We start from the raw sequence: 23,592 nt of genomic DNA, 5'->3' as shown, positions 1-23,592 counted from the left end.
GTTCTCTTGAGGGGGCGCCATCAGGCACATAGGTCAGGACCAGAGGCACTCCGGTGGCCTGCGGCCTGAAACGCCGCGTCTTGCCTTGCCCCGCTCGCGGGTGGTGACGTCTTGTCAGGTCACGTGCTGCCGGCGGGCAGCGTCGGGTAGTCGGTGTAGCCGGTGTGGTCGCCGCCGTAGAAGGTGGCCGGATCGGGGGTGTTGTAGGGGCCGCCGGCTGCGAGGCGGGCGGGCAGGTCGGGGTTGGCCAGGAACAGCGCGCCGAAGGCGATGATGTCCGCGGTGCCGTCCTCGATGTGGGCGAGAGCGCCGGGGCCGGTGGGCTCGGGGTGGGTGAAGGGGTTGAGGATGAACGCCGTCGGCCAGTCCTTGCGCAGCCGGGCGGTCAGGTCGCGGTCCGGGTTCTCGACCAGGTGCAGGTAGGCGAGGTCCAGCCGGCCGAGAGCGGCGATCAGGGTGGTGTAGGTCTCCAGCACGTCCGCCGGGTCGGTCTCGGCGATGTCGTTGTAGGGGTTGCCGGGGGAGATGCGGAAGCCGGTCCGGTGGCCGCCGATCGCCTCCGCGACGGCCGTGGCGACCTCGATACCGAAGCGGGCCCGGTCCGCGGCGCCGCCTCCCTAGCTGTCGGTGCGCAGATTGGTGTTGGGGGCGAGGAACTGGTGGATCAGGTAGCCGTTCGCCCCGTGGATCTCCACGCCGTCGAAACCGGCGGCGATCGCGTTGCGCGCGGCGTCGGCGTAGTCGGCGATCGTCTGGGTGATGTCGTCCTGGTCCAGTTCCTTCGGCGTGACGTAGTCCTGGGGGCCCTGGTGGGTGAACACCTGGCCCGCCGCCGCGACGGGCGAGGGGGCGACGGGGGTGAGTTGGTCGTCCAGCAGGCTGGGGTGGCTGATCCGGCCGGTGTGCATGAGCTGCGCGAAGATCGTGCCGCCCTGGGCGTGGACGGCGTCGGTCACCTTCCGCCAGGCGTCGACCTGCTGGGCGGAGTGCAGGCCGGGGGTGTTGGTGTAGCCCTGACCGCCCACCGACGGCTGGATGCCCTCGGTGATGATCAGGCCGGCGCTCGCACGCTGGGCGTAATAGGCGGCCGTCAGCTCCGTCGCCGTGGCGGCGGGAGCGTCGGCGCGGCTGCGGGTCATCGGCGCCATCGCGATGCGGTTGGCGAGCGTCTTGCCGCTCAGGTCGATCGGGTCGAATGCGGTGGTCATAGCAGCTTTCTTCAAAGAGTGGGTCGGGTGAAAGAGGCAGGCGGCAGCCCGGCGGGGTGTCGGTTCGCAACACTCCGTTCGAAATGAAACCTCCATTGGGAGACTCTATATCCGTCTGATACTAAGTATCAAGATGAGTCTCTGTCCGGTTACGGCCGCCCAGGCGGCGGGTCGCAGTTTTTGAGACTGAGTCTCAAGTTGAGTCGTGGCTGTATATTTCTCGTATGACCGACTCCGCAAGCACCGCCAACCACACCCCGCCGAAGCCGCCCGGTTTGCGTGAACGCATGCGGGCAACGGTTCGCGCGGAAGTGACCGAAGTAGCGCTCCGGCTCTTCACCGTTCAGGGCTTCGACCGGACGACGGTCGACCAGATCGCCGCCGAAGCGGGACTGTCGCGCGCCAGCCTGTTCCGGTACTTCGGGACAAAGGAAGACATCGTGCTGGTCGGTCTGGAGGGCAATGGCCAGCACGTCGCGGAAGCGCTCGCCGCCCGCCCCGACGAGGAGCGGCCCTGGGTGGCGCTGCGCCGGGCGTTCGACGTGCTGGTGCAGGTGAACGAGGAAGTACCCGAGCAGACGCTCAGCTTTCTGCGCATGCTGCAGGAGACGCCGTCCCTGCGCGCCCGGCACTTCGAGAAGCAGTTGAAGTGGCGGGAACAGATGATGCCGGAGATCGCCAGGCGACTGGAAGCCAGTCCTGGCCGGCCGGAGGATCCCAGGCCGACCGCGCTGGTCGCAGCCGCCCTCGCCTGCCTGGACGCGGCCGCGAGAGGGTGGGTGGCCTGCGAGGGTGCTGTTCCCCTCGCTGTCCTGCTCGATCGGGCAATGGGCGCGCTGACGGAGTAACCGCCCGCCCGAGGCCGGCGCCCGGCGCCCGGTCGCCGACCGGGACGGCGAGCCACGCCCTGTTCCGCGCCGAGTGGCACGGCGCCTGGGGGCGGGGCCGTGGGGGAGGGGCGCCGGGCAACTGCACCCGGACAAGACCCCGATCATCTACTGCAAGGACGGCAGGCGCCGCGGCTCTCATGAGTAGACGACGTTCACCTTCCTCGGGTACACGTTCCGCGCCCGGAAGAACCTGAGTCGGCACGGGAACCTTTTTCTCGCGTTCGGCCCGGCGGTCAGCAAGGGCGCCCTGAAGAAGATGGGGCGGGAACCGGTCCTGGCACCTGCGCACCCGCTCGGGGCTGTCCTTCCACGAGCTCGCCCGCAGGATCAGCCCTGTGGTGGCGGGCTGGCTCAACTATTACAGCCGCTTCAGGCCGTGGGAGCTGATCCCCTTCTCGATGCGCATCAGCGCCTATCTGGTGCGCTGGATCCGCCAGACGTACAAACGGCTCGCGGCCAAGCGGAAGGCCATCGCGAAGATGCAGGAGATCGCCCAGCGATACCCCCGCATGTTCGCCCACTGGCGCCTGACCCCCGGGGGCCGTATCGACTTGATGATCAGAACGACAAGAGCCGTGTAAAGGGCGGCTCTTACGCACGGTTCTGTGAGAGCCGGGAGGTGAGATCCCTCCCGGCTTCTCGGCGGAGGCACTTTCTGCTTGGTCGATCACCAGGTGGGCCAGCCTGCTTCAGGAAAGCGCGAGCTAGCTGAGCGGCACGTCCGCGACAGCCTTGAGGTGGCTGAACGCCTCCAGGGAGTACCGGCCGTGGTACCGGCCCATGCCGCTTTCGCCGACGCCGCCGAAAGGCAGTCCCGGCATGAGCAGTTGCATCACCGGCTGGCCCCAGGCGACGCCGCCGGAGGAAGTCTCGTTCAGGAGGCGCGACTTGGTGGCCTCGGACGTGGTGAAGGCGTAGAGCGCGAGGGGCTTGTCGCGTTCGTTGATGAAGGCGATGGCGGCATCGAGGTCGGCGACTTCGACGACGGCGAGGATCGGACCGAAGATCTCCTCCTGCATGACCGGCGATGCGGGGTCGACATCGGTGAGCACGGTCGGTGCGATGAACAGGTCGTCGCGGTCGTGCTGGCCTCCCACCGCCGCCCGGCCGGAATCCAGCAGACGGGTGAGCCGGTCGAAATGCCGCTCGTTGATGATCCGGCCGAAGTCGGCTGCGGTCTGCGGGGTGGTGCCGAACTGGGCTTCGACCGCCGCGCGGAGGGCGGGAACCAGTGCGGCGGCGGTGGCCGGATCGGCCAGGACGTAGTCGGGGGCTATGCACTGCTGCCCCGCGTTGCCGAACTTGGCGCCGACCAGCCGCTTCGCGGTCTCGTCCACGTCGGCGTCGGGGGCCACGAAGACCGGTGACTTGCCTCCGAGTTCGAGCGTGACCGGGGTGAGGTTCTTGGCTGCCGCGGCCATGACGATCCGGCCGACCGTGCCGTTGCCGGTGTAGAAGATGTGGTCGAAGCGTTGTTCCAGGAGGGCCGTGGTCTCCTCGGCTCCCCCCTCGACGACGGTGAGCACGTCGGCGTCGAAGTACTGTCGCAGGAGGCGTGAAGCGACCGCCGATGTGTGCACCGAGATCTCGCTCGGCTTGGCCACCACGGTGTTCCCGGCGGCCAGGGCGCCGATGATGGGGTCGATGAGAAGGTGCAGCGGGAAATTCCACGGAGCAATCACCAGAACGACCCCGAGCGGGTCGTACGTGGTGTAGGCCATTGTCGTGGGACCGAAGTGGGCAGGAACCTCCACGGGGCGAGGCTGAAGCCAGTTCTCGAGATTCGCCAGCGTCTCGTCGATGTCGGCGACGGTGAAGTCGATCTCCTGCACCTTCGCCTCGGTGGCGTTCTTCCTCAGATCCGCCCAGAGCGCTTCGATCAGCTCCTGCTCGTTCTCGACCAGCAGTGCCCGCAGCCGCTGCAACTGGTTGACGCGCCAGTCCAGTCCGCGGGTGACGCCGGTGTTGAAGGTCGCACGAAGGCGGCCGACCACCTCCGCGGCCGTTTCGCTCTGGTGCGTCCTCGACTCGGTCCCCTGTGTTGCGGTCATGGGGTGTGCTCCGTTCTTGATGCAGGCCGCGCCGTCAAAGGCGTTGGTGGCATGCCGTGGTACCGGTGATGGGCAACCCGGTGGATGACGGATGATGAAGGGTCAATCCGTGCCTTCACTGTAACCTATGTACGCGCTGACGCGAACATAGGTCCGGGCGGTATCCTTCCCTCATGGCCAGCCGCACCTCGTCACCCCTCGTCCACCCCGACACGGACGACCTCGACCTCTTCAAGATCATGAGCGCACTGACCGACGAGACCCGGCTCACCATCGTCGTCACCCTCGCCGCCTCCCCCGGTCTGGCCTGCAGCGGCTTCACGCAGGACGTCACCGCGTCCGTACTCACCCGCCACTTCCGCGTCCTGCGCGAGGCCGGCCTCATCCGGCAGCACGACGTGGGCACCCGCCGCATCAACACTCTGCGCAAGGAAGATCTGGAACAGCGGTTCCCCGGACTGCTCGACCTCGTCCTCAAGGAGAGCGCCGGCCGCGTGGAGCCCTACGTGAACGCCGAGAGCGCCTGACGCTCCGGGGCACCCCTCCGCGGCCGCGACGAACCGGACCCGCCGCAGCCAGGTGTCCGGCTTGCGGCCGGCTTCGATCACGTCGAACGACACCCCGGGCACAACGTCGACCAGGTCACGGCCGAGCCGGGCGAGGCCGGCCTCCCGCCCGACGTGCACCCGCCGAGTGGCAGTAGCCCGTGCCCCAGCAAGGCGATAAGCCACCCACCCCGCCGTACCACTTGCACAGACTGGTCACTGACCGCCTATACGCAAATGCGGATCGGACCGGATTGACTCCATCGGCCCGAAAGCCTGGATCTCGATGGCCTTCGCCGTGCGCAGCGGCAGTTCCCGCAGCAGGTGGCGCGGTGCTTTCGAGGATGGCGAGCTGAGCGGGGCGGCGACAATCGCCAGCCCCACTGCCTGCCCGGAGCTCACTCGCGGGTCGGATACCGGCTCACTCCTCTCAGCGAAGGGCTGTGCGACGTCCTCGCTGCCGTGGCCGGCTGAGCCCTGGCCGTCCCCGACGGCGAGCCAGCACTCAGCGTGTGATTATTGGGGTCAGCTGACAAGCCCACCTGGATCCGCTACAGACAGCTACTTGTCACCGGCAGCTTCGGGAGAACAGGGCCGTGTTCTCACGCGTCGTCGACCATCACTGCCGCGGCGACAACGCGTTTGCCCCACCGGCTCGCGGTGGACCTCGAAGCGCGGGCTGATGGCCATGACGACCTCCAAGCCGTGTTGCCCGACACGCCACGGATCCGCCGCATGGATCACGGGCATCTTCTGCTCGGTGTCCCAGACACTCACCTGGACGGCGCTCGGTGAGCGAGGGCCCCGGCGGACATCTTCCGCCGGGGCCCTCGACTGTGGGCACGGCTCGCACTGCACCCGGGGGCCGCCGACCGCACCGCGCTGCCGATCGCCGGTGACGACGCCGGCGCGAAAGCCGACGCGGCGACGCTGATCGACCGACTGGGCTTCGACACCCTCGACGCCGGCCCGCTCACACAGAGCTGGCGCTTCGAGCCGGACGCCACCGCCTACACCCGCCTCTACCTCGCCGATGCGTCCACGCCCGACAAGCGGATATTCACAGCGCCTGGCCGCCCCGTTCCGGCCGCCGAACTGTGCATCGCGCTCCAAGCAACCGAGCGGGTACGGGCGGCCGACCGCACCGTCTGACCCCGACAGCACCCACAGCTCAATCAAGGTCGGGATTCCTCCCACACGGAGGGATCCCGACCCCGCTTGCGTCAGCTCTGACGCACCCGCGTCCCATCTGCCAGCCCTGGTTCAAGAGCGCTCGTCCGCGTGCGAGCCGGCCCGACAGTCGAGGGCCCCGGCGGATGATCCGCCGCGGCCCTCGTGCGTGCGACGGGTCTCAGATGGTCACGTTGTCGATCACGAACCGGTACCGCCCATCGCTCGCCAGCACCCGCTCGTACGCCTCGTTGATCTCGGAGGCGGCGATCCCCTCGATCTCCGCGCCGATCCCGTGCTCGGCACAGAAGTCCAGCATCTCCTGGGTCTCGGGGATGCCGCCGATCATCGATCCGGCGAGGATCTTGTTGCCGCCGATGAGGGAGAACGGGTGGAAGGAGACGGGCTCCTCCGGGACGCCCACGTTCACCAGGGCGCCGCCCGTCTTCAGCAGGCTGAGGTAGGCGCCCAAGTCCAGCGGCGCCGACACGGTGGAGACGATGAGGTCGAAGGAGCCAGCGAGTTCTTCGAACGTTTTCGGGTCGCTGGTCGCGTAGCAGTGGTCGGCGCCCAGCTTCAGGCCGTCGTCTACATGATCAAACAGCAGGCCGAGGAGAGCAGCCCCAACGGCAAGGCCGACATGCTCTACGCACTGGTGTCCATGCTCACCACCCCCGAAGAGGTCCCCCAGCAGCTACGGGACATCTTCACCGAGGTGCAGGCCCTCGCCTGCTGACCCGCTGCTGCGTTCGCCGCTGCAGCATGCGCTCCTTGCGCTGCTCGTCGGTCGGCGCCGCCCAGGCGTGCCATCCGGCCTCCGCAGTCCATTGCCGCGCGTGAGCGCGGGCTTCGATTCCGCACCACCGGCAGCCCCCGGGCGCCACAGTGTGCTCGGTCCTGGCAGAACGCGATAACGACATCACATCCTCCTTCCCCCACTGCTTATCTTGCCTCCTGCCACTGACAATCACCCCGCCAGCCGCGTCCGGCTCCGCCACCCGGCAGCGCAGACGAAGAAACCTTTCCCTCATGTGCCCCCAAGCCTCTGAAACAAGACCGTTTATCGGTAAAACCGCCAGTAGCTCCCACCACACTGGTTACGGTCTGTGCCCATGAGGTTCCTGCACACCTCGGACTGGCATCTCGGCCGCCGGTTCCACGGGGAAGATCTGATCGACCACCAGCGCACGGTCCTAGACCACATCTGCGCCACCGCCCGCACCCAGAAGGTGGACGCCCTGCTGATCGCGGGCGACATCTACGACCGTGCCATCCCAAGCCTGGACGCGGTACGCCTGTTCGACCGGGCTCTGCACCAGCTCGCCGACCTCGGCATCCCCACCGTCATGATCAGCGGGAACCACGACTCGGCCCACCGCCTCGGCACCGGCTCCGGCCTCTACGCCAAAGCCGGCGTCCACCTGCGCACCGATCCCGCCGACGCCGCCTGCAAGTCTGTAGGGGAGTGTCAGTTGAGAATCGTCATTTGAGCGTCAGTGGTATGGGCCCGGTGACCTGGCGGTTGGCGCTGACGGATGGTGCTCATCTGGTGCTGACATGAGTGACGAACGGCCATGTCATTCTTGTGCAGACTGCTATAGCGGGTGGCGAGTTTGCGCTGGTCAGAGGCGTCAGATCGGGAGAGGCCATCTGTCCCCGCGGGCCTGTCACTTGTGCGCGCGGATGGTGTGGTGGTCGGCGGCCCAGGGGTATGCCGAGGAGGTCGCACGGCCAGGCCGGTTCGCGACGGGCTTCGATGTCTTCGTCGGCTGGGCAGGCCGCCTGTGCGGTCACTCCGGGAAGGTCACTGCGTGTTCCAGCCAGCCAACCGCCTTCAGGTCCCGGGCTAGCCAGCTGTAGGCGAGGTTGGTGGCCTGACGTTCCAGCCCCGTCGACAACTCCTCGTGATGCACTGCTGGGCGATGGAACACCGAGGCGTGGTCCTCTTGCAGACTGCTCCACAGGGAGCTGGGGATGTTCGGCTCCTCGGCGAGGTCGAACTCCACTGCTGGCGCATCCTGCATACGAGATCCGGCATTGGTGCGCAGGGTGTAGGCAACGTTGGCGCTGTAGGCCTTGGTGTTACCTGGCTCCGGCATGATCACTAGGCCGTCGGCGCGGACCGGGAAGATGCTGTACAGGCCGAGCGCGGCCCCGAACCCGGGAAAGTTGTGCTGCACCAGGTCGCGGTAGCCGGCGAGGGCGTCGCGTACGACGTCCTGGGTGATGGATCGGGTCAGTTCGGGGGAGTAGGTCTGCCAGAGGTAGCGGCCTTCCCCTGGGCGGTCGGCGGGCGGGCGCGGATCGGTGAGCTTGTCCTCAGGCAGGTGCTGCAACTGGGCGTGGAGCCAGCGGACGTCGGCGGAGTCCACGGTGTATCTGCCCCACTGCCACCGCGACCATCGCGTTGTCTCGACATGCGCCATCAGCGCATCCACCTCCGGCCGGAGGTCCTCCAAGGAGATCTCCCGGCCGAGTCTGCCGGGCCGCCCCTTCCCCATGATCTGCTGAGCGAGGAACCATGCCCGTTCGGCCGCCAGGGGAGAGGCGGCGTCGACCGGGAGGGTGCGGTTCTTCACCCGGCGTGCCAACGGCTCACGCAGCCGGTTGCGGGACCATACCCAGCGAGTCAGGGGTGCGTCGGAGACGGGGAAGCTTTGGCGGTCATGGAATTGCGCCATGGGGAAGGACTGCCAGGGGTGGATGTCTGGCCGGACGACGAGATCGGTGTCCAGGACTCCCTCACGGGCCTGCGCGACGGTCATCCACCTGTCCTCCTGATCCATGAGTACACCCCACGGCGCGAGCGCGCCCTGATCATGCGGCGCCAACAACTTCCCCAGCTCGCCCAGCCCTTCAAGCCACGAGAGCGTCGCCTCACGCAGCCGGCCCCCTATCGCGAGAGCCGGCTCGGGGTCTTCGTCGCAGGCTCCGGCCGATCCGCCCGCCGGTCCGTTCGTGGAAGCCGGCGGCAGCGGGCCGGTGTCGTGATCAGATGTGGTCTCGTCAAGGACCCAGGATGCGGCTGCCGGGTTGGTGCAGGCCAGGCGGCGCAGGAACTCCTCCGCGCGGCCACTTGTCGCGGTCTCCACGGCGAACGCGATCGCGTATCGCCAGCGCGGGAAGTGTTCGGCTCCCGCAGCGGTTTCGAGCTGTGCCTCCTCGTCTTGCAGGGCCTGCGCGGCGAAGTGCTGCTCGAACAGGGGGAGAGCAAAGCGCAGCAGTCCGTCGTCGTGGACGACGAGCCCGGTCGCTTCCAGTTCCCAGATCACGTGCTGGCGGGCGAAAGCGCTCGCTGACACAGGGCTTTGCTGGTCCAGGATGCTGGCGGCGAGTCGGGGCAGGCTTGCCCATACCTCCGGTGAGGCTTCGGGGTGTTCGCGCTGGAGGATGGCGCGGGCCAGTCCTGACAGCAGTTCACGCGTGGAGACCTGCGTGTCGCCGCCGGCTCGCAGACGGCTGGCGAGGGCGTGGACTTGCAGGGGACTGGTCAGCAGCTGCTGCATCTCGTGCGTGTCCAAGCCGGGCACGTAGTCCTCGTTCAGCACGGTGTGCAGCAGGTCCCAGCCCCGCTGTACCGGCCATGCCGGCACGTCGAGGCGTTCTGCCGCATCCACGTTGCCCGCGCCCGGGCGGGTGGTCGCCAGGATGTGTACCTGGGGCCAGGTTGCCACGAGTCGGCGCGCGTCGGTGAGGAGTTGGTCGGCCCTTTTCGGGCTCACCGCGTCGAGGTTGTCCAGGACGATCCGGCAGTCGCGCGCCGGATCGGCTCCCAGTGCCTCCTGCACGGTCCCGGCCAGCGTGGCTGCGACCTCCCGTGCCTCCAGCCACACAGGGATTTCGACCTGCGGATCCGTCCAGGCCTGGGTCAGTCCCTCGCTCCACCAGCGTTCCGCCTCCTCGCTCTTGCCGGCCCCCATGGGGGCTACCAGGACACGCAGCGCGCCCGCAGGCACCTCTACCACCGGATCGGCTTGCTCTGTCCTCCACTCCAGCGCTGCCTCTACTCGGTCGGCGGGGGTAGCGCGCAGGCGGACGACGGTGCGGGCACGGCTGCTGTTCGATGCCAGGGCCAGCGCCTCGGCGCGTGAGCGTGAGCGTGCCGAGAACGGCAGCAGAGCCGTCAGCCGCTCCAGGAGGTCGTCCGTGCCGAAGGACGCGGCGGCGACCTCGGCTGCTTCGGTGTCGCTCAGAGTCCGAGCCACAGCCTGGGAGTGCGTCTGGATCTGCTTCCTTTTCCAGGTGCGCAGGCGATCCGCCGGATAGTGCTCCGGCGTGGCGTCGATCTCGAAGGCATGCCGTCCGCACAGCGGGATGAGGTTGTTGAAGCTGCGGTTGTCTTCCTCGCTCATCTCGGGATCCCACCGAGGTCCGCCTTCGCTGCGGGCATGGATGTGCGCGACCTGGCTGTTGAGGACGCGCTGGCCGGTGGCCGGGTTCTCCCGGTACAGCGGCTCCCCGCAGTCGGGGCAACCACAGGTCAGTGCGGTGGCATACAGCTCCTTGAAGGTGCTCTCCGTGGGAGTGGCATGCCGGCGGGGAACACGGCCGGCAGACGGGACGTCGGAACCCATGTGCACAGTGTGACGGGCCCGCCGCCACCCGCGCAGACAGAACGCGCCGCGCTGCATCCGGCTTTACCTCAGGCTGATCCGGTCAGGATCTGGGCCGTGGCCCTCCCGGCTGGCTTCGTGGGCAGCGACGTCGGGCTCATGATCGAGCCACTGCTGGCACACAGTCCAGTGGATACGAGGACTGCCCGCGTCGCGGAGGAAGACATCGGCGACGAGGTCCCGCGAGCAGGACCTCGTGCCATGGGCACTGCATACATGGTCAGCGCGCTGCGGCTGCGGCCTGCTCCACCGGACGATCTGCACGATTCGTGACTTCATGCCTCGCACCGTAGCCGGGAGCGGCCACAGGAACAGGGTCGGATACACAACCCGCCCGTGCCAGGGCCGTCACGGACCGGTCGGGGGGTCCTTGTAGGCCGCTTCGATCGCGCCGGCATTGATCAGTGCGATCCGCAGCTGTTCATGTTCGGATGTGCCGTCCGCCGTGCTCTGGGCGAAGAGCCGGGCCGCATGCCCCTCAATCTCCCGCTGGTGGAACAGGTCCACTTGGGTGCCGAGCAGCGCTGCGGCAATACGCAGGGCATCAGCGGAGTCGGGGTGCCGGCCTGCGCGTTCAGCGACCTGGTAGGGCGCCTCCAGCGCCGGCTGCAGGGCCACGGTAAGGGCGGTCAACTCCAGCCAGGTGCGGTCGTCGAGACGGTCGGCATAGGCAAACCGCCCCGCCCCGGTGAGAGCAGCGGGCTCCAGCTGCGCATCAAGGGCACTGCGCCACAGCGCCGCGGCGCGTTCGGGCCACGGGCTTGTTTCTTCGCATTGGATCAGGGCTCCGGCGATGCGGCACAGCACCTCGGACACGGCCTGGGGGCCGCCGTCCTGCGCGGCGAGTTCTGTCAGCAGTACGGTGGCCGGGCCCAGGGCCTCGGAGCCGTTGAGGAACGCCAGGATGATCTTGTCGATGGCGGGGATGCCGTCCGGGCCGGCCGCCGTTTGCAACAGGGCCGTGCGGTCCAGGCGTGCCAGGACGCCGGTGTGCGGGCGCCCGTGCCGCAGCCAGGTCGCGGCCGGTCGCCACGGGGCGTCAAGGGAGTAGAGCCGGTCGGCGTGCTCCTCGGCCCATGCCGCGTCGACATGCGTCAGTTGGCCGAGGCAGAAGCCGATCACCGCCAGGGCCTGGTCGTCGGGCTCGTCCTCCAGCAGCCGGGTCAGTAGCGTGCGGACCGGGTCGGCCAGGGTCTGGCCGGTGCGGTGAGCTTGCTTGACCGCCCGGGCGATCAGCGACAGCAGCCCTGCCCCGCCCGGCTGGTCGATGGCCGTCAGCAGCGGCTGCCGGGTGTCGGCGCGAGGCTGCGTCCAGTCGGTGACCAGGCCCTCCATCCACGCGACGGCGCTGGCTTCCTCCCCTGATGCGGTGTCCAGCAGCAGAGCGCTCTCCCACGCCCGGTGCAGCAGGTTGCAGATCACCCGCTGCAACTGCTCCGTGCCCGGGCCGTCTTGCCCGGCTGCCGGGCGGGCGGCGAAGGCGGCCAGGGCGATCGGAGCGAGCTCGCCGTCTGCGAGTTTTCCTTCACGGGCGACCCGGTGCAGGGAGTTGAAGTAGGCGGCCAGCACGGTCGGGGCGCTGGCCGCAGCCGCCGCCACACCGTCCGGGTCGCGGGCCCACAGTGGCGGATCCTGGGCCACGAGGTCACTGATCAGACCGGCGCGAGCACCCTCGGCGTCGACGTCGGTGCGCTTGACGGGCGCGGCGACCAGCTGGCCGACCGCGGCGGCGGGCCCATCCTCTGCCGCCCGGGCAGCGAACACGTCCGCAGACAGCCCGCCGTGGCTCTCGACCCACGACGTGACCTGAAAGCGCGGAACGGGACGCGCCGGTGCGGCCCGCCCCGTCAAAGCGGTGAGCATCTCCAGCAGCGGCCGCCACGGCTCAAGTACCTGCGGGGCCAGGACCGAAGACAGTGCCCAGACGGTGTCCCAGGCATTCGGCAGCGGCTCGGACGCCGTCTCGTAAGCCTCCCTCCAGGCGGAGACCTCCTGAGCGGACGGTGCCTCCCCCAGACTCTGGACCAGCACCTCGTGCAAACCGCCACGGTGCTCGTCCGGGCAGGCGTCCTCGAGCAGGGCAAGGAAGTCCGCGACATCCGCGCGCGGGGATCCAGCAGCCGCCAGCCGACCCGCCAGCGGCAGGGCCTGTTCCCACCAGGTGGCGGACGACTCCGCATCGGCCCGGTCGTCGTCGTAGCTCTCCATAAGGACGACCGCGCGCAGCCGGTCGGCCGCGGCGCCGGCCGGCAATTTGTTGTCCAGCACCCGCCACCGCTCGGACAGCGGGACGCCCAGCCGTGCGTCCTGCCGGGCCAGGTCGAGCACGGCACGCATCAGTGTGAACAGCACGTCGCGCGGCGGATCAGCGAGGGAAATCTCCCGCAGGTCGTTGACCAGGCTGGTCTGCCACGCATCGACCTCCGCCAGAGGCGCGGCGAGCACAGACGCCAGCACAGACCGGGTGATCACCCCCAACCGGTCCCCAGCCGGGCGCAGTTGTCCCTCCGGGTGGGCCGTCTGCACCAGGGCATGCGCCAGCTGCGCCGCCTCCCAGGACTCGTCGGTGCCGAAGGACGATGTGCGCAGCACCTCTTCGACGACGCGGACCCACTGCCCGCTACGGTCGGACATCGGGACGTCCCGGGCCCAGTAACTGATGCGCAGCAGCACATGGCGGTCCTCGTGCGTCCTTGCGATCTGCTGCAGCAGCGCACACGCCGTCATGCCCGCCTGGGCTACCAGGCTCACCGCCATACCGGTCGCGCCGCCACCACGCGCCTCGATCGCGGCGAGATGCTGCTGCACCCACGCGCACACCTGTGGTGCCTCGGCATCCAGCAGCCGCCGCAGATAGGGCAGGGCCGGCCAGCGAGAAGCCTCCGGCAGCAGCCGGTCCAGCGGCAGCAGGCCAAGCCAGCGCCGGCTCACCGCCGCGCGGAAGAAGTAGCCGCCGGCGCGCGGATCCGACATCGACGCGATCTCAGCGGCATCCTCCGGCGAGGGCTGCTCACTGAGCGCCAGCTGCCGCAACCGTTCGGCACGCTCGGGCAGCCCCAGGAAGAGCTGCTCGAAGGAGGCCACCACCCCCTCGAACCGCTCGCGGGACTCCTCCGGTGTGGCACCCGAACCGTGCAGGACACCAGAAGTGTCCCGATAGAAACGGGTCCAGGAGTTGCGCACGGCCTCCACCTCGGCCAGGCCCATCTCCTGGCGCGTCAGTTCCTGCACCAGGTGCCCGATCTGGCGGATGCGCCGCCCACCCGGATTGGCCTCCTCTGCCCGCAGCGCATCTACCGCGGCAGCGAGCTCGTCCAACAGCCCTTCCGAGACCTGGTCGTGGGCGCGCCATGCCTCGACGGTGGACTTGGCGGTATCCGTGACCGCGCCCCTCGCTGCCTCGATGCCCTCGATGTCCCTCGGCGCCAGGTTGAGGATGCTGTCGATCGCTCCCCGGCAGCAGGACTGCGAGACCTCGTACGGTGCGTGCCACCGGCCGGGATCGGACAGGACCGCCGCCGCATCCCGCAGGAGGTTCAACGCCCGCTCACCGTGGGGCCCTTGAGCAGTCAACGCCGTGGACAGTTCAGCAGAGACAGCGAAGCCGGTCTGGCCGGCGTCGCCGCCCGGGGAGTCGTTCGCGACAGTCACCCTGTCACCGTAGCGGCCCTGCGACCACGGCAACGGCCTCGCATCCGGGCGGGCGGAATGGAGCAGCCCTCGGACCCCGCCGAGTGATGTCGTCGCCGGTCACGCCACGCTGAGCGCGGTGGGGTGGGTGTTGATCCACGAAAGGCCGCCGAGGTCGAGTTGGTGGCGGGCACGGGTGACGGCGACGTAGGCGAGGCGGGCGTCGGTGTCGTTGACGGGTTCCGGAACGGGGCGGCCTTGGGCGTCGTGTTGGTCGGTGTCCTTGGGCGGGGGGAAGTCGTCGCCGATTTTGACGGTGGGCCATTCGCGGCCTTTGGCGGTGTGGGCCGTGGAGACGGTCACGTCGGCCTGCTGTTCGTCGGTGAGCTGGTCGACGGCGGCGAGGATGGCGTCGGGGCCGTGGGTGTCGATGAGGTCGGCGAAGGGTTGGACGTCGCGGCCGGCGGGGTCGTGTGCGGCGTAGTCCTGTAGTTCGCCCCAGGAGTTGAAGAGGACGAGTTCGGGGTGTGAGGTGCGGCGGCCGCCTTTGAGGTCGCGGGCGGCGAGAGCCAGTGCGGCCAACTGCTGCTTTCCCCGGGTGAGGGCGACATGGTGGCCGGCCGACAGCAGTCGCATGACTTCGGCCATGGCGCCGATGTTGGTGCGGCACAGCACCGCATCGGGGCAGTCGAGATCGCCGACTTCGGTGGGGATGGTCTCCGTGCCGGTCAGGCGGATGGGGGCGTCGGCCAGAGTGAGCCACCGGTTGGCCTCTTCGGCGATCAGCGGGCCGAAGCGGAAGGAGCGGGTCAGGGTGAGAGCCGTGGCGTCGAAGCCGGTCATCACGTCCTGGGCGCCGCGCCAGCCGTAGATGGCCTGGGCGGAGTCGCCGACCATGACGAGCTGGGCGTGGCTGCGCTGGGCGTTGAAGACCTCCTCAAGGACGGGGTTGGTGTCCTGGGCTTCGTCGAGGAAGAGGAAGTCGGCTTCGAGTCTCGGCTTGGTCAGGGCCCACATTTTCAGGTAGTGGTCGTGTTCGAAGCGGACCGCACCGCGGTCAGGGCTGTGCAGGTCGGCCCAGGCCTTGAGGGCGAACGGCAGGACCTCGTGGGCGAGTTGGGCGTGCTCGCCGGAGGTGGACAGGCCGCGCAGGTGCGGTACGTGGTGGCGGGTCAGGGTGCGGTCGGCGGAGTAGCAGTAGCGGGTCACGGTGCGCAGCACGGTGTGGGAGAGCGTCCGGGGGCTGATTTCGTGATCGCCGATGCGGACCGGGCGGGTGATGCCGAGTGCCCGGCCGGTCTTCCAGGCCGGCTGGCGGGGGCTGTTGAGCCGGCTCGCATAGCGGTGGCCGACGGCGGCGTAGGCCGTGGCGTGGGCGGTCTTGCACACCACCGTGCGGGGGAAGCGGGTGGTGGCATCGCGCGCGATGTCCTTGTTGAAGGCGAGGTAGCGGCCACGGCTGAGGGTGCTGGCGGCCAGCAGGCTGAGCGTGCTGGTCTTGCCCGTCCCGGCGCCGGCCTGCAGGACGAGATGGTGACCGGCCCGGAAGGCGTCGACGGCGTGGGCCTGTTCGTCGGTGGGCGTGTGCAACAAGGGCTCCGCGAAAGATTGAAGAGGACCAGGGGGGCCTGCAGCCGCCGCGTCGGCAGCGGCGCAGGAGAAGGAGTCATGGCGCTGTGCGAGTGGGATGGTGCTGGTGGCGGTGCAGGAGGCAGGCCACACAGGCCAGGACGTCTTCGGGGGTCTGCTCGGCGAGCAGACTCTCGAGCCGAACCTCCAGGCGCCGGGCGCGTTCCTGCTTCTCCCGGGCAAGGGCCGCGGTCACCCGCCGCCGCAGCAGGTCCTGGGGGCGTTGCCCCAGGACTGCCGCAGCCTGGCGCAGAGCCCTGTCCGCGGTGTGGTCCAGGGCGACATTGAGCAGGACCTGGCCGTGCCGGTCGGGGTAGTGCGCGGTCAGGACGTCGATCGGCAGGCGCGTGCCCAGCCAGCGCCGCAGCGCATGCAGGGCACTGGCGGGACTGCGCGCGCCATGGACCGCCATCAGCCTGGTGCGGTCCGCACTCGCGCGGCCAGGGACACGCCGCAGTGTGCATGCCGGAGTTCGCCGGGAGTGACAGGCCTGGTCAGGGCGATCTCGATGGCGTGGTGCGGCATCACGGCCGGGCCGCCTGCCGTGCACTGCCTGCAGTCCTGGGGCGTCGGACGGGGGTGGGCAGGCGGGTGTGGATGTGTTCGTGGTGGAGCAGCGGGTCGAAGGGCTCCCAGCCGGCCACCGCCAGGTCGGCGGCCGTGGGCGTGGCGGCATGCTGCGGGCAGCGCTGGGCGCGCCAGCGCAGTTGCTCGGCGTAGGGGACGCCGGTGAGGTCGTAGAGGGCCATGACCTCGGCGGGCAGGGCCAGTTGGCCGCCCGTCGCGGTGGCGGGGACCAGTCGCCAGGTGCCGGCCGGGGCGCCGGAGGCAAGCAGCGGGCTGGTGCAGCGGTGGCGGCGCCGGGTCTGGGCGACACACTGGATTTCATCCACCGGCCGGGAGGCGAGGTAGCGGACATACAACAGCTGCACGATGGGCCGGGCCGGGCGGCAGACGGGCGGCCGGGGCGCAGAGCTGTCCGTCAAGGCCGGGGGAGGAGTGAAGACCCCGGCGTCGATCATGCGGCGGGTGTGCACGGCCAGCGACCGGCGCAGCCCGGCCAGTTCAGGGGGAGCCGGTGCCGTGTCGCGGGCGGGACAGAGGACGGCGTGCGGCAGACGGCACCAGCTGCTGCCGTCCCCGGCAGGGTGGGCGATTCCGGAGCTGACGTGCCAGCGGCAGGCGGCAGGCACCCGGGTGGCCGGCAGTTCCTGCGGATGGAGACGGACCGGCCGCCGGTCGCTGCGGTGGTACCACTCGATCCGGTTGCCGCAGTCGCGGCACCGGTCGCTCTGTCCGCAGCGCAGCAGCCGGCTGGCGCCGTCGGGGGTGATCTGCAGGGAACGGCGCGCGCGGTGGGCGAGGACGGGGCTGCGGTCCCAGTAGCGGGAGGCGGGAGGTGTGGAGCGCATGCGCGTGAACCTGCCAGCCAACACGCCTCATCCGCGGCAGCGGTGGGGCCGGATCGCCCGCTCAGCCGCACATGGTGCAACTGGAGTGCGAACGCACGGGCACGCGTTCGAGGTGGTCTCGCCGGTTCGGGTGATCCGGGATGGCCGCCAGGACGGGGGTCAGTCCCCGCTCGGCCCCGGCAGGTCGTGCCCGCGGCACAGCGTCGCGAAGAGCTCGTCGAACGGGGTGCCCAGAGCGTGGGCGAGAGCGTGCCAGGTCTTCAGCGTGCCGATGGTGCGGCCCTGCTCGATCTCGATGACGGTGCGTCTGGCCAGGCCGCTGCGGGCGGCGAGCTCGTCATAGGTCCACCCGCGCACGGCCCGCAGACGCGCGAGTTCCAACCGCAGCGCGTCGAGGTCCGGATCGGGCGGCAAGATCGTCACCCGTCCATCCGACGGTGCAGACCCTTGCCCTGTCAGTGCAGACCTCTGCCCTAATTTCGCAGGTGGTGACGCCAGCGAAAGGGCAGACCTCTGCACTACGGTGGGCCGCCGCCCCAGCCCCGACGGGACCGGCGCGCACGCAACAGGAGGAACACGCGCCCATGAGGCTGCGCACAACATGCCCGGCGACGCCACGCGCCTGGACCGTGGAACTGCGCTCGCACCCCAGCGGGCTCGTCCTCGTATGCCAGCAATGCCCCCACGGCAGTGGACCGGTCACCGCAGCCTCCGCCCGCTCAGCCGCCCTCGCCCACCTCGCACGACACGCACGCGGCGACCTCCTCCCGCCCCACCTGCGCACCTGCCAATGCCACGAACGCGGCTGCCGCTGGCACCCCCGCCACCGCGGCTGCGCCGGCCCGATCCGCCTCCTCCTCGCTCGCGAACGTGGCGGACGAGTCTGGCGACTCGCCGACGCCTGCAGTACCTGCGCCGCAGCCACAGCACACGCCGCCGTCGTCCCCGACGCAGCCCTCGCCCGCGCACCACATCCCGCAACCACCCGGCGCCGCAGACGACAGCCCAAGGGCCCAGGCGCCCGGATCCGAGTCCGCGAAATGCTCAGCTACCTCGCCGCCGCCCTCCCCGAAAGCACCCCGGCCGCAGCGCGCCTGCTCGCACTGCAGTGCGCGCTACGCATGAACACCACCATGCGTGTGCGGCTGCCCAAAGGCATGCTGCGCAGCCTCCGCCTCGACAACCCAGACCCGTGGCGCGACCTGGAACACGCACGATGGCTACGGATCGGCGCAGGAAGAGCCGCCAACGAGGTCGTCGCCGAACTGCTCGACGCAGCACTGCTCAGCCAGGCCCCTGCCGGCCCCGACCGAACGCAGGCCGCAGACTGGGCACTACGCGCCACCACGGCCTCGACAGCCGGGGCAACGGTCGGCCCACAGCTGCAACTGGCAAGCCTCTACCTCACAGCGAACGCCGACCCGGATACCGGCACTGGCCTGGCCGAACCCGGCCAGATGGCACGCGCCTGCGGAACCCATCCCGCGCGCCTGCCCAACACCCTTGATCAACTGACCGTGACGGGTCTGCTCAGCTCCTGGTACACCTGCCCGAACTGGGGAGACCTGCACTGGACTCTGGCGTACCCAGGGGGAGATCGGCAGCCGGCCCCCTCGAAAGATCCCGAACACCCTGCGGATCGGGCACAGAATCGAACGATCACCCGGCCCTGCGCCCTACAACGACGAGCGCCGTCAACCTGCTGAGACCGCCGATGGGTTGACGGCTGGCAGTGCGACCCTCGCCCTGTCGGCAAGTGCGGCAGTAGACCCGCCAGGAATGGACAGGAGGCGTCGCTCAGAAGTAGTCCGGCCACGTGGTCGCTTTGATCGAACAGGGACGTGGTTCGGGTGGGTGGGTGATTGGCGGCCGCGCACATCGCGCGCGGGTTTCTGTCTGGCTGAGGCGTGTGCGGCAAGTGACACAGTTCTGAAACTGTGGACATAGAGTGAAGGAAAGGTGCTTATGATGCGTCAAAGCCGTCCGTCTGACCAGCGGTTGGGAGATGAAGGCGGCTTGGAGCGCCTGCGTCATGCCGGACGTGGGAACGCAGGAACCATCGGGGGGCCGCTTCGTGTATCTGGCATGCCTGTCTGCCGAAAACTTCCGGATCTTCGGTCCCGCTCCCCAGCAGGGTGGTGATACAGACACCTGCCTTCGGATGGGCTTCGGCCCCGCCACCAACGTCCTGGTCGGCGAGAACGGCAGCGGGAAGACTGCGGTCATCGATGCCATCCGCCTGTGTCTGCAGACCACGGCGGGGGATTACTACCGGATCACTGCCGACGACTTCCACATCCGCAACGGCCACCGTGCCGACAGCTTCACCCTCACCTGTGGGTTCAAAGACCTCACGCCGCAAGAGCAGGCCGTTTTCCTTGAACTGCTGACCACCGAAGAGGACGGCAGAAGTTCCCTGTACGTCACCGTGCGGGCCCAGCTGATCGACCCCCTGCACTCAAGCAGGGTCTCTCTCGTCACCCGCACCGGCCCCGACGGCCAGGGTCCCACCCTCGACGGCACTGCCCGAGAACTGCTCAAAGCCACCTACCTGCGCCCGTTGCGGGACGCTGAAGCGGAGCTGCGTTCTGGCCGTGGCTCGCGTCTGGCGCAGATCCTCGCCGGCTATCCCACCATCAAGGACCAGGGGACAAGCGACTTCGACCCGGTCGAAGACACCGCCACGACCCTGGTCGGCATCCTGCAGCGCACCGAGCACCACCTCAGCGAGAACAAGGCCATCATCGCGGCCCGCGACGACATCAACGCCAGCTACCTGCAGAAGTTCGCCATCGGCTCCGACGTCCTGCGCGGTGAGATCGGCGTCTCCGGTGACGCCACCCTGGCCCGTGCCCTGGAGCGTCTGGAACTGCGTCTGTTCGCAGGCTCCAAGGAGTGGACCCGGCACGGACTCGGCTACAGCAACGCGCTGTTCATGGCCGCCGAACTGCTCCTGCTGAATAACAGCGAACTCGCTCCGCTGCTGCTCATCGAGGAGCCCGAGGCCCATCTCCACCCGCAACTGCAGACCCGCATCATGGACCTGCTGCGCGAACGCGCCGGAGAAGCCAGCGACAAGCCGGCCCTGCCGGTACAGGTCATCTGCACCACCCACAGTCCCAACCTCGCCTCCGCCACACCGGTGGAACACCTCACGCTTGTCTCGCGTGGTGCGACCTTCAGCCTGGCCCCAGGGCAGACCCGGTTGCACTCCGATGACTACGCATTCCTTTCCCGCTTCCTCGACGTCACCAAGGCCAACCTGTTCTTCGCCCGCGGCGTCGCCATTGTGGAGGGTGACGCTGAGGCCATCTTCTTGCCGGCCCTCGCCAAGGCGGTGGACCGCTCGTTCAACGAATGCGGCGTGAGCATCGTCAACGTCGGCAGCGTGGGTCTGTTCCGCTACAGCCGCATCTTCCAGCGTGACGGCGCGCAGATACCCGTCACCGTGGCCTGCATCCGTGACCGCGACCTGGTACCCGCAGGCACCCCCCAGGACATGCGTGGAAAGCTGAAGTGCTCGGCCGAGATGAGCGCCGAGCAGATCGAGAAGCATGTGACAAGGCTGACGGCCGAGGACAGCGGCAATGTCCGCACCTTCGTCTCCGACCACTGGACCCTCGAGTACGACCTGGCCGCAGCCTCCTGGACCATGGCCACCCTCATGCACCAGGCCGTCCGCTCCGCCGTCGCCTCCAAGAACAAGTGGCCCACCGCGGAAAGGCTCGCTGAACTCGACAATGAGGCCCAGCTCGAGGTGCAGCAGTGGAAGGACAGCGGCACATCCCTGGCCGACGCCGCGGTGGACATTTACAAACCCCTGCGCCTGTACGAGGCCAGCAAGACCATTGCCGCCCAACACGCCGCCCGACTGCTGCAGTCCACCCCGGTCACGGACGAGGAAACTGCCCCCTTACCTGGTGGCCGCGTTCGATTACCTGTGCACCCCGGCGGCCTGACCTATGACTCTTCCCTTCGCCCCTGACACCTTCGCCAAGGACAAGGCCGAGGCCCTGGCTGCACAGCGCGGACTTGAACTCACCCACCCGCAGCAATGGGACTTCCTGCAGAGCGCCGAGTCACTCGATCTGCAAGCTGCTCCCGGGTCGGGCAAGACCAGCCTCATCGGCCTCAAACTCACCCTTCTCGCCCAAGGATGGTCCTCAGCGACCCGCGGAATCTGCGTCCTGTCCCACACCAACACGGCCAAGGGCGAGATCACCCACCGCCTCTCCGACTCCCCAGCCGGACGCCGCTTGCTGGGATTCCCTCACTTCATCGGAACCATCCAGTCCTTCACCAACACCTTCCTCGCCCTGCCCGCCCTGCGTTCCCGCGGCATCGACATCCAGACCGTCGACGACGCCGCCTACGAACATGCCGCCCTGCGTCTGCTGGACAACCACCGTGGCTACTTCAAGCTGAAGGCATACACCGAACGCCGCCGTGACGGACGGGACCTTGTCGCTGGCGCCCACTACATATGTGACGCCGGCGAACTCACCGCCACAGGACCAACCGGGACCCTGCCCTTCAAGAGCACCAGCCCCAGCGGACAGCAACTGATCCGCCTCAAAAACGACCTCGCCGACCAAGGCCTGTTCCGCTACAGCGACATGTTCGCCATCGCCGAGCACCATCTCCTGCACCACCCCGACATCGCCCAGGCCACCGCGCACCGCTTCCCGTTCGTCCTGCTCGACGAGATGCAGGACACCAGCGACCTGCAGCAGCACCTCCTGGACCAGGTCTTCGGCAAAGTCGGCACCGTCGTACAGCGAGCCGGTGACGTCAACCAGGGCATCTTCACCGACCGCACCCAGGCGCCGTTGCTGCCCTCGGCCTTTCCTCACTCCTCCGCGGCCCAGCTCCCTGTCAGCCGCCGCTTCGGCACCCAGATCGCCGACCTGGCCAGCCGGCTGACCGTCCAGCGCCGACAGACCATCGACGGTGCCGGGCCCCAGGGCACCATCGCTCTGCTGCTCTTCGACGATGACTGCGTACCCGGCGTCATCCCCGCCTTTGAGCGCCTGACCCGCGAGACTGTCCCCGACCACCTGCTGGCCACAGCACCACCACGCATCCTGGCCTCACGGCTGGTCCCCGGAAAGGCCGAAGCCTTCCCCCAGTCGATGACCTGCTACCTGCCCACCTTCACCTCGCACACTGCTGCACAACCCGCCCTCGAGCTGATCACCACCGTCCGCGCAGCGCGCGCCCTGCTGGCCACCGGTGACCGGCGCACCGCAACGGTCCAGACCTGGGACGCTGTGCGCAGAGCGTTCCGGCAGGGCTCCGGCAACGCCCTGCCCGCGATCCAGCGCATCGAACGCCGTGCCGACTCGGCAGGCCTGCAGATGCGCGTACTGCTACACGACCTGCTCAGTGCGGACACCGACGACCCGGCGCAGTGGAACGCTCTGATGGGGCGCCTGCGAGGGGTGCTGCCGCAGCTTGCCGACCTTTCGCCGCTCACCGCGCCCCGCATCGACGACCTCCTGCGCCACATTCCGCCGCTCGTTCCCCGAACCGAAGCGGTTGTGGAGGAGGCGGCTCCGATGATGTCGGTGGCCACTTCCATACAGCGGGCCAAGGGCGAGACGCACGCGGCCACCCTCATCCTGGAGTGCCTCGACAGCCGCGGCCGTAAGTACGACGTCCACGAGACACTCGCACTGGTGGCCCAGTCGAAAGATGTGGCCGACGCCCCGATCACCGTGCGCAAAGCGGCTCAGTTGCTCTTCGTGGGAGCGACTCGCCCCACGCATCTGCTGGCCTTCGCTGCGCACCGGACCCGCATCGCACCCCATATCGAGGCACTACAGGCCCGGGGGTGGCTGGTGCGGAGCGTGGCCCCTGGGCGGTGAGGTTCCAATCGCCCGAGCGGGCAGAGCAGTTCCCCGTTCATGGCCGGACCTATTGCCAGGGCATGAACGGCAACGGCGCGCCAGACCTCGCGCCCCTCCGCTTGCCCGCCGTCGAACGGGACCCGAACGGCAGTCACTTCACTGCCACGGCGTGCGCTGCGTGCGTGGCGGTGGCACCGCGGAGATGGTGCTGGCCCGCCGCTTTCCCCCGTAGCGGCGGGCCACCCTTTTGTTCAGGGCGCGAGGGCGACCTCAGCGGGACGCGCCGGGCGCGCACGGAGAAGCCTGCTGAGTGCGGCCCGCTCAGCAGGGCCGATCCCCAGACCCCGAGCAGCTGACTCTCACTTTTCGCCACTTGGGCGCTGTACACCGAAATGGCCGGATCGCCCTCCGCTTGCTCGGTCACTGACCGGGCCTGCAGCCGGGATTCTGCCCTGCCATGACATTCGGCATGGTCCGACTGCCCTGGGTGAATCAGCCTTCCGCGACCCTGCAGCGTGTACCCCAGTGCACTCGGCATCCCGACGCGGGGCTCGGACAGTAGGGACCCGACAGCAGGGCATCCCGTTCGGCCTGT

At 68.9% G+C, this 23,592-nt stretch carries 13 protein-coding genes and 3 pseudogenes; 7 read left to right on the top strand and 9 right to left on the bottom strand.

All coding sequences use genetic code 11. The features are described 5' to 3' along the window. Positions 1-119 precede the first annotated feature (119 nt). Positions 120-1,208, bottom strand: a pseudogene (locus ABT063_RS30475) (alkene reductase). 224 nt (positions 1,209-1,432) lie between these two features. On the opposite strand from ABT063_RS30475, the gene ABT063_RS30470 reads away from it, so the two are divergent. Both ABT063_RS30470 and ABT063_RS30465 read left to right on the top strand, forming a co-directional pair. Continuing rightward, the gene (locus tag ABT063_RS30470) at positions 1,433-2,056 is read left to right on the top strand and encodes a TetR family transcriptional regulator (protein WP_351062700.1); all 624 of its coding nucleotides are present in this window, start codon (positions 1,433-1,435) and stop codon (positions 2,054-2,056) included. Between the two features lie 323 nt (positions 2,057-2,379). Further along, a complete protein-coding gene (locus tag ABT063_RS30465; protein WP_351062845.1) occupies positions 2,380-2,679 on the top strand; it encodes a group II intron maturase-specific domain-containing protein in 300 nt (99 codons plus the stop codon). Positions 2,680-2,802: 123 nt separating this feature from the next. On the opposite strand, the gene ABT063_RS30460 is transcribed toward ABT063_RS30465, so the two are convergent. Further along, positions 2,803-4,149 carry an aldehyde dehydrogenase family protein gene (locus tag ABT063_RS30460; RefSeq protein ID WP_351062698.1) on the bottom strand — a complete coding sequence of 449 codons (1,347 nt, stop codon included), beginning with the start codon at positions 4,147-4,149 and terminating at the stop codon, positions 2,803-2,805. Between the two features lie 173 nt (positions 4,150-4,322). Here ABT063_RS30460 and ABT063_RS30455 point away from each other — a divergent pair, with 173 nt between their 5' ends. Beyond that, entirely contained in the window at positions 4,323-4,676 is a 354-nt protein-coding gene (locus ABT063_RS30455) for an ArsR/SmtB family transcription factor (RefSeq protein ID WP_351062696.1), read from the top strand. Between the two features lie 1,369 nt (positions 4,677-6,045). Here ABT063_RS30455 and ABT063_RS30450 read toward each other — a convergent pair. Beyond that, positions 6,046-6,540, bottom strand: a pseudogene (locus tag ABT063_RS30450) (zinc-binding dehydrogenase); the annotation flags it as partial. Positions 6,541-6,976: 436 nt separating this feature from the next. Here ABT063_RS30450 and ABT063_RS30445 point away from each other — a divergent pair. Continuing rightward, positions 6,977-7,309: pseudogene (locus ABT063_RS30445) on the top strand (metallophosphoesterase family protein); the annotation flags it as partial. A 345-nt stretch (positions 7,310-7,654) separates the two neighbouring features. Here the strand turns inward: ABT063_RS30445 and ABT063_RS30440 are convergent. The 6 genes from ABT063_RS30440 to ABT063_RS30415 all read right to left on the bottom strand — a co-directional run bounded on the left by ABT063_RS30440 (position 7,655) and on the right by ABT063_RS30415 (position 17,571). Next, on the bottom strand, positions 7,655-10,438 hold the full coding sequence (locus ABT063_RS30440) for an NACHT domain-containing protein (protein WP_351062695.1): 2,784 nt from the start codon (positions 10,436-10,438) through the stop codon (positions 7,655-7,657). Between the two features lie 387 nt (positions 10,439-10,825). Next, positions 10,826-14,128, bottom strand: coding sequence for a hypothetical protein (locus ABT063_RS30435; RefSeq protein WP_351062693.1), 3,303 nt, complete (start codon positions 14,126-14,128; stop codon positions 10,826-10,828). Positions 14,129-14,227: 99 nt separating this feature from the next. Beyond that, entirely contained in the window at positions 14,228-15,697 is a 1,470-nt protein-coding gene (locus ABT063_RS30430) for a UvrD-helicase domain-containing protein (protein ID WP_351062692.1), read from the bottom strand. A gap of 76 nt (positions 15,698-15,773) precedes the next feature. Further along, positions 15,774-16,148, bottom strand: coding sequence for a hypothetical protein (locus ABT063_RS30425; protein ID WP_351062690.1), 375 nt, complete (start codon positions 16,146-16,148; stop codon positions 15,774-15,776). Between the two features lie 112 nt (positions 16,149-16,260). Beyond that, positions 16,261-17,148, bottom strand: a complete 888-nt coding sequence (locus tag ABT063_RS30420) for a DUF6083 domain-containing protein (protein ID WP_351062688.1) — start codon at positions 17,146-17,148, stop codon at positions 16,261-16,263. A 159-nt stretch (positions 17,149-17,307) separates the two neighbouring features. Then, positions 17,308-17,571, bottom strand: coding sequence for a helix-turn-helix transcriptional regulator (locus ABT063_RS30415; RefSeq protein WP_076968817.1), 264 nt, complete (start codon positions 17,569-17,571; stop codon positions 17,308-17,310). 617 nt (positions 17,572-18,188) lie between these two features. Here ABT063_RS30415 and ABT063_RS30410 point away from each other — a divergent pair. The 3 genes from ABT063_RS30410 to ABT063_RS30400 all read left to right on the top strand — a co-directional run bounded on the left by ABT063_RS30410 (position 18,189) and on the right by ABT063_RS30400 (position 23,015). Next, positions 18,189-18,854: a hypothetical protein gene (locus tag ABT063_RS30410; RefSeq protein ID WP_351062686.1), complete on the top strand. Its 666-nt coding sequence runs from the start codon at positions 18,189-18,191 to the stop codon at positions 18,852-18,854. Positions 18,855-19,153: 299 nt separating this feature from the next. Then, positions 19,154-21,133 carry an ATP-dependent nuclease gene (locus ABT063_RS30405; protein WP_351062684.1) on the top strand — a complete coding sequence of 660 codons (1,980 nt, stop codon included), beginning with the start codon at positions 19,154-19,156 and terminating at the stop codon, positions 21,131-21,133. Beyond that, the gene (locus ABT063_RS30400; RefSeq protein WP_351062682.1) at positions 21,111-23,015 is read left to right on the top strand and encodes a UvrD-helicase domain-containing protein; all 1,905 of its coding nucleotides are present in this window, start codon (positions 21,111-21,113) and stop codon (positions 23,013-23,015) included. Before ABT063_RS30405 ends, ABT063_RS30400 begins: the two co-directional genes overlap by 23 nt. Positions 23,016-23,592 lie beyond the last annotated feature (577 nt).

The sequence above is a fragment of the Streptomyces sp. NPDC002838 genome, from assembly GCF_040295365.1.
GTDB lineage: Bacteria > Actinomycetota > Actinomycetes > Streptomycetales > Streptomycetaceae > Streptomyces.
Note: the sequence above shows the minus strand (reverse complement) of the source record. Positions and strands in the feature narration are given on the sequence as shown.

Coding starts and splice junctions, on each gene's coding strand:
- ABT063_RS30470 (WP_351062700.1), top strand. CDS start 1,433: ATGACCGACTCCGCAAGCACCGCCAACCACACCCCGCCGAAGCCGCCC.
- ABT063_RS30460 (WP_351062698.1), bottom strand. CDS start 4,149: ATGACCGCAACACAGGGGACCGAGTCGAGGACGCACCAGAGCGAAACG.
- ABT063_RS30455 (WP_351062696.1), top strand. CDS start 4,323: ATGGCCAGCCGCACCTCGTCACCCCTCGTCCACCCCGACACGGACGAC.
- ABT063_RS30440 (WP_351062695.1), bottom strand. CDS start 10,438: ATGGGTTCCGACGTCCCGTCTGCCGGCCGTGTTCCCCGCCGGCATGCC.
- ABT063_RS30425 (WP_351062690.1), bottom strand. CDS start 16,148: ATGGCGGTCCATGGCGCGCGCAGTCCCGCCAGTGCCCTGCATGCGCTG.
- ABT063_RS30420 (WP_351062688.1), bottom strand. CDS start 17,148: ATGCGCTCCACACCTCCCGCCTCCCGCTACTGGGACCGCAGCCCCGTC.
- ABT063_RS30410 (WP_351062686.1), top strand. CDS start 18,189: ATGCTCAGCTACCTCGCCGCCGCCCTCCCCGAAAGCACCCCGGCCGCA.
- ABT063_RS30405 (WP_351062684.1), top strand. CDS start 19,154: ATGAAGGCGGCTTGGAGCGCCTGCGTCATGCCGGACGTGGGAACGCAG.
- ABT063_RS30400 (WP_351062682.1), top strand. CDS start 21,111: ATGACTCTTCCCTTCGCCCCTGACACCTTCGCCAAGGACAAGGCCGAG.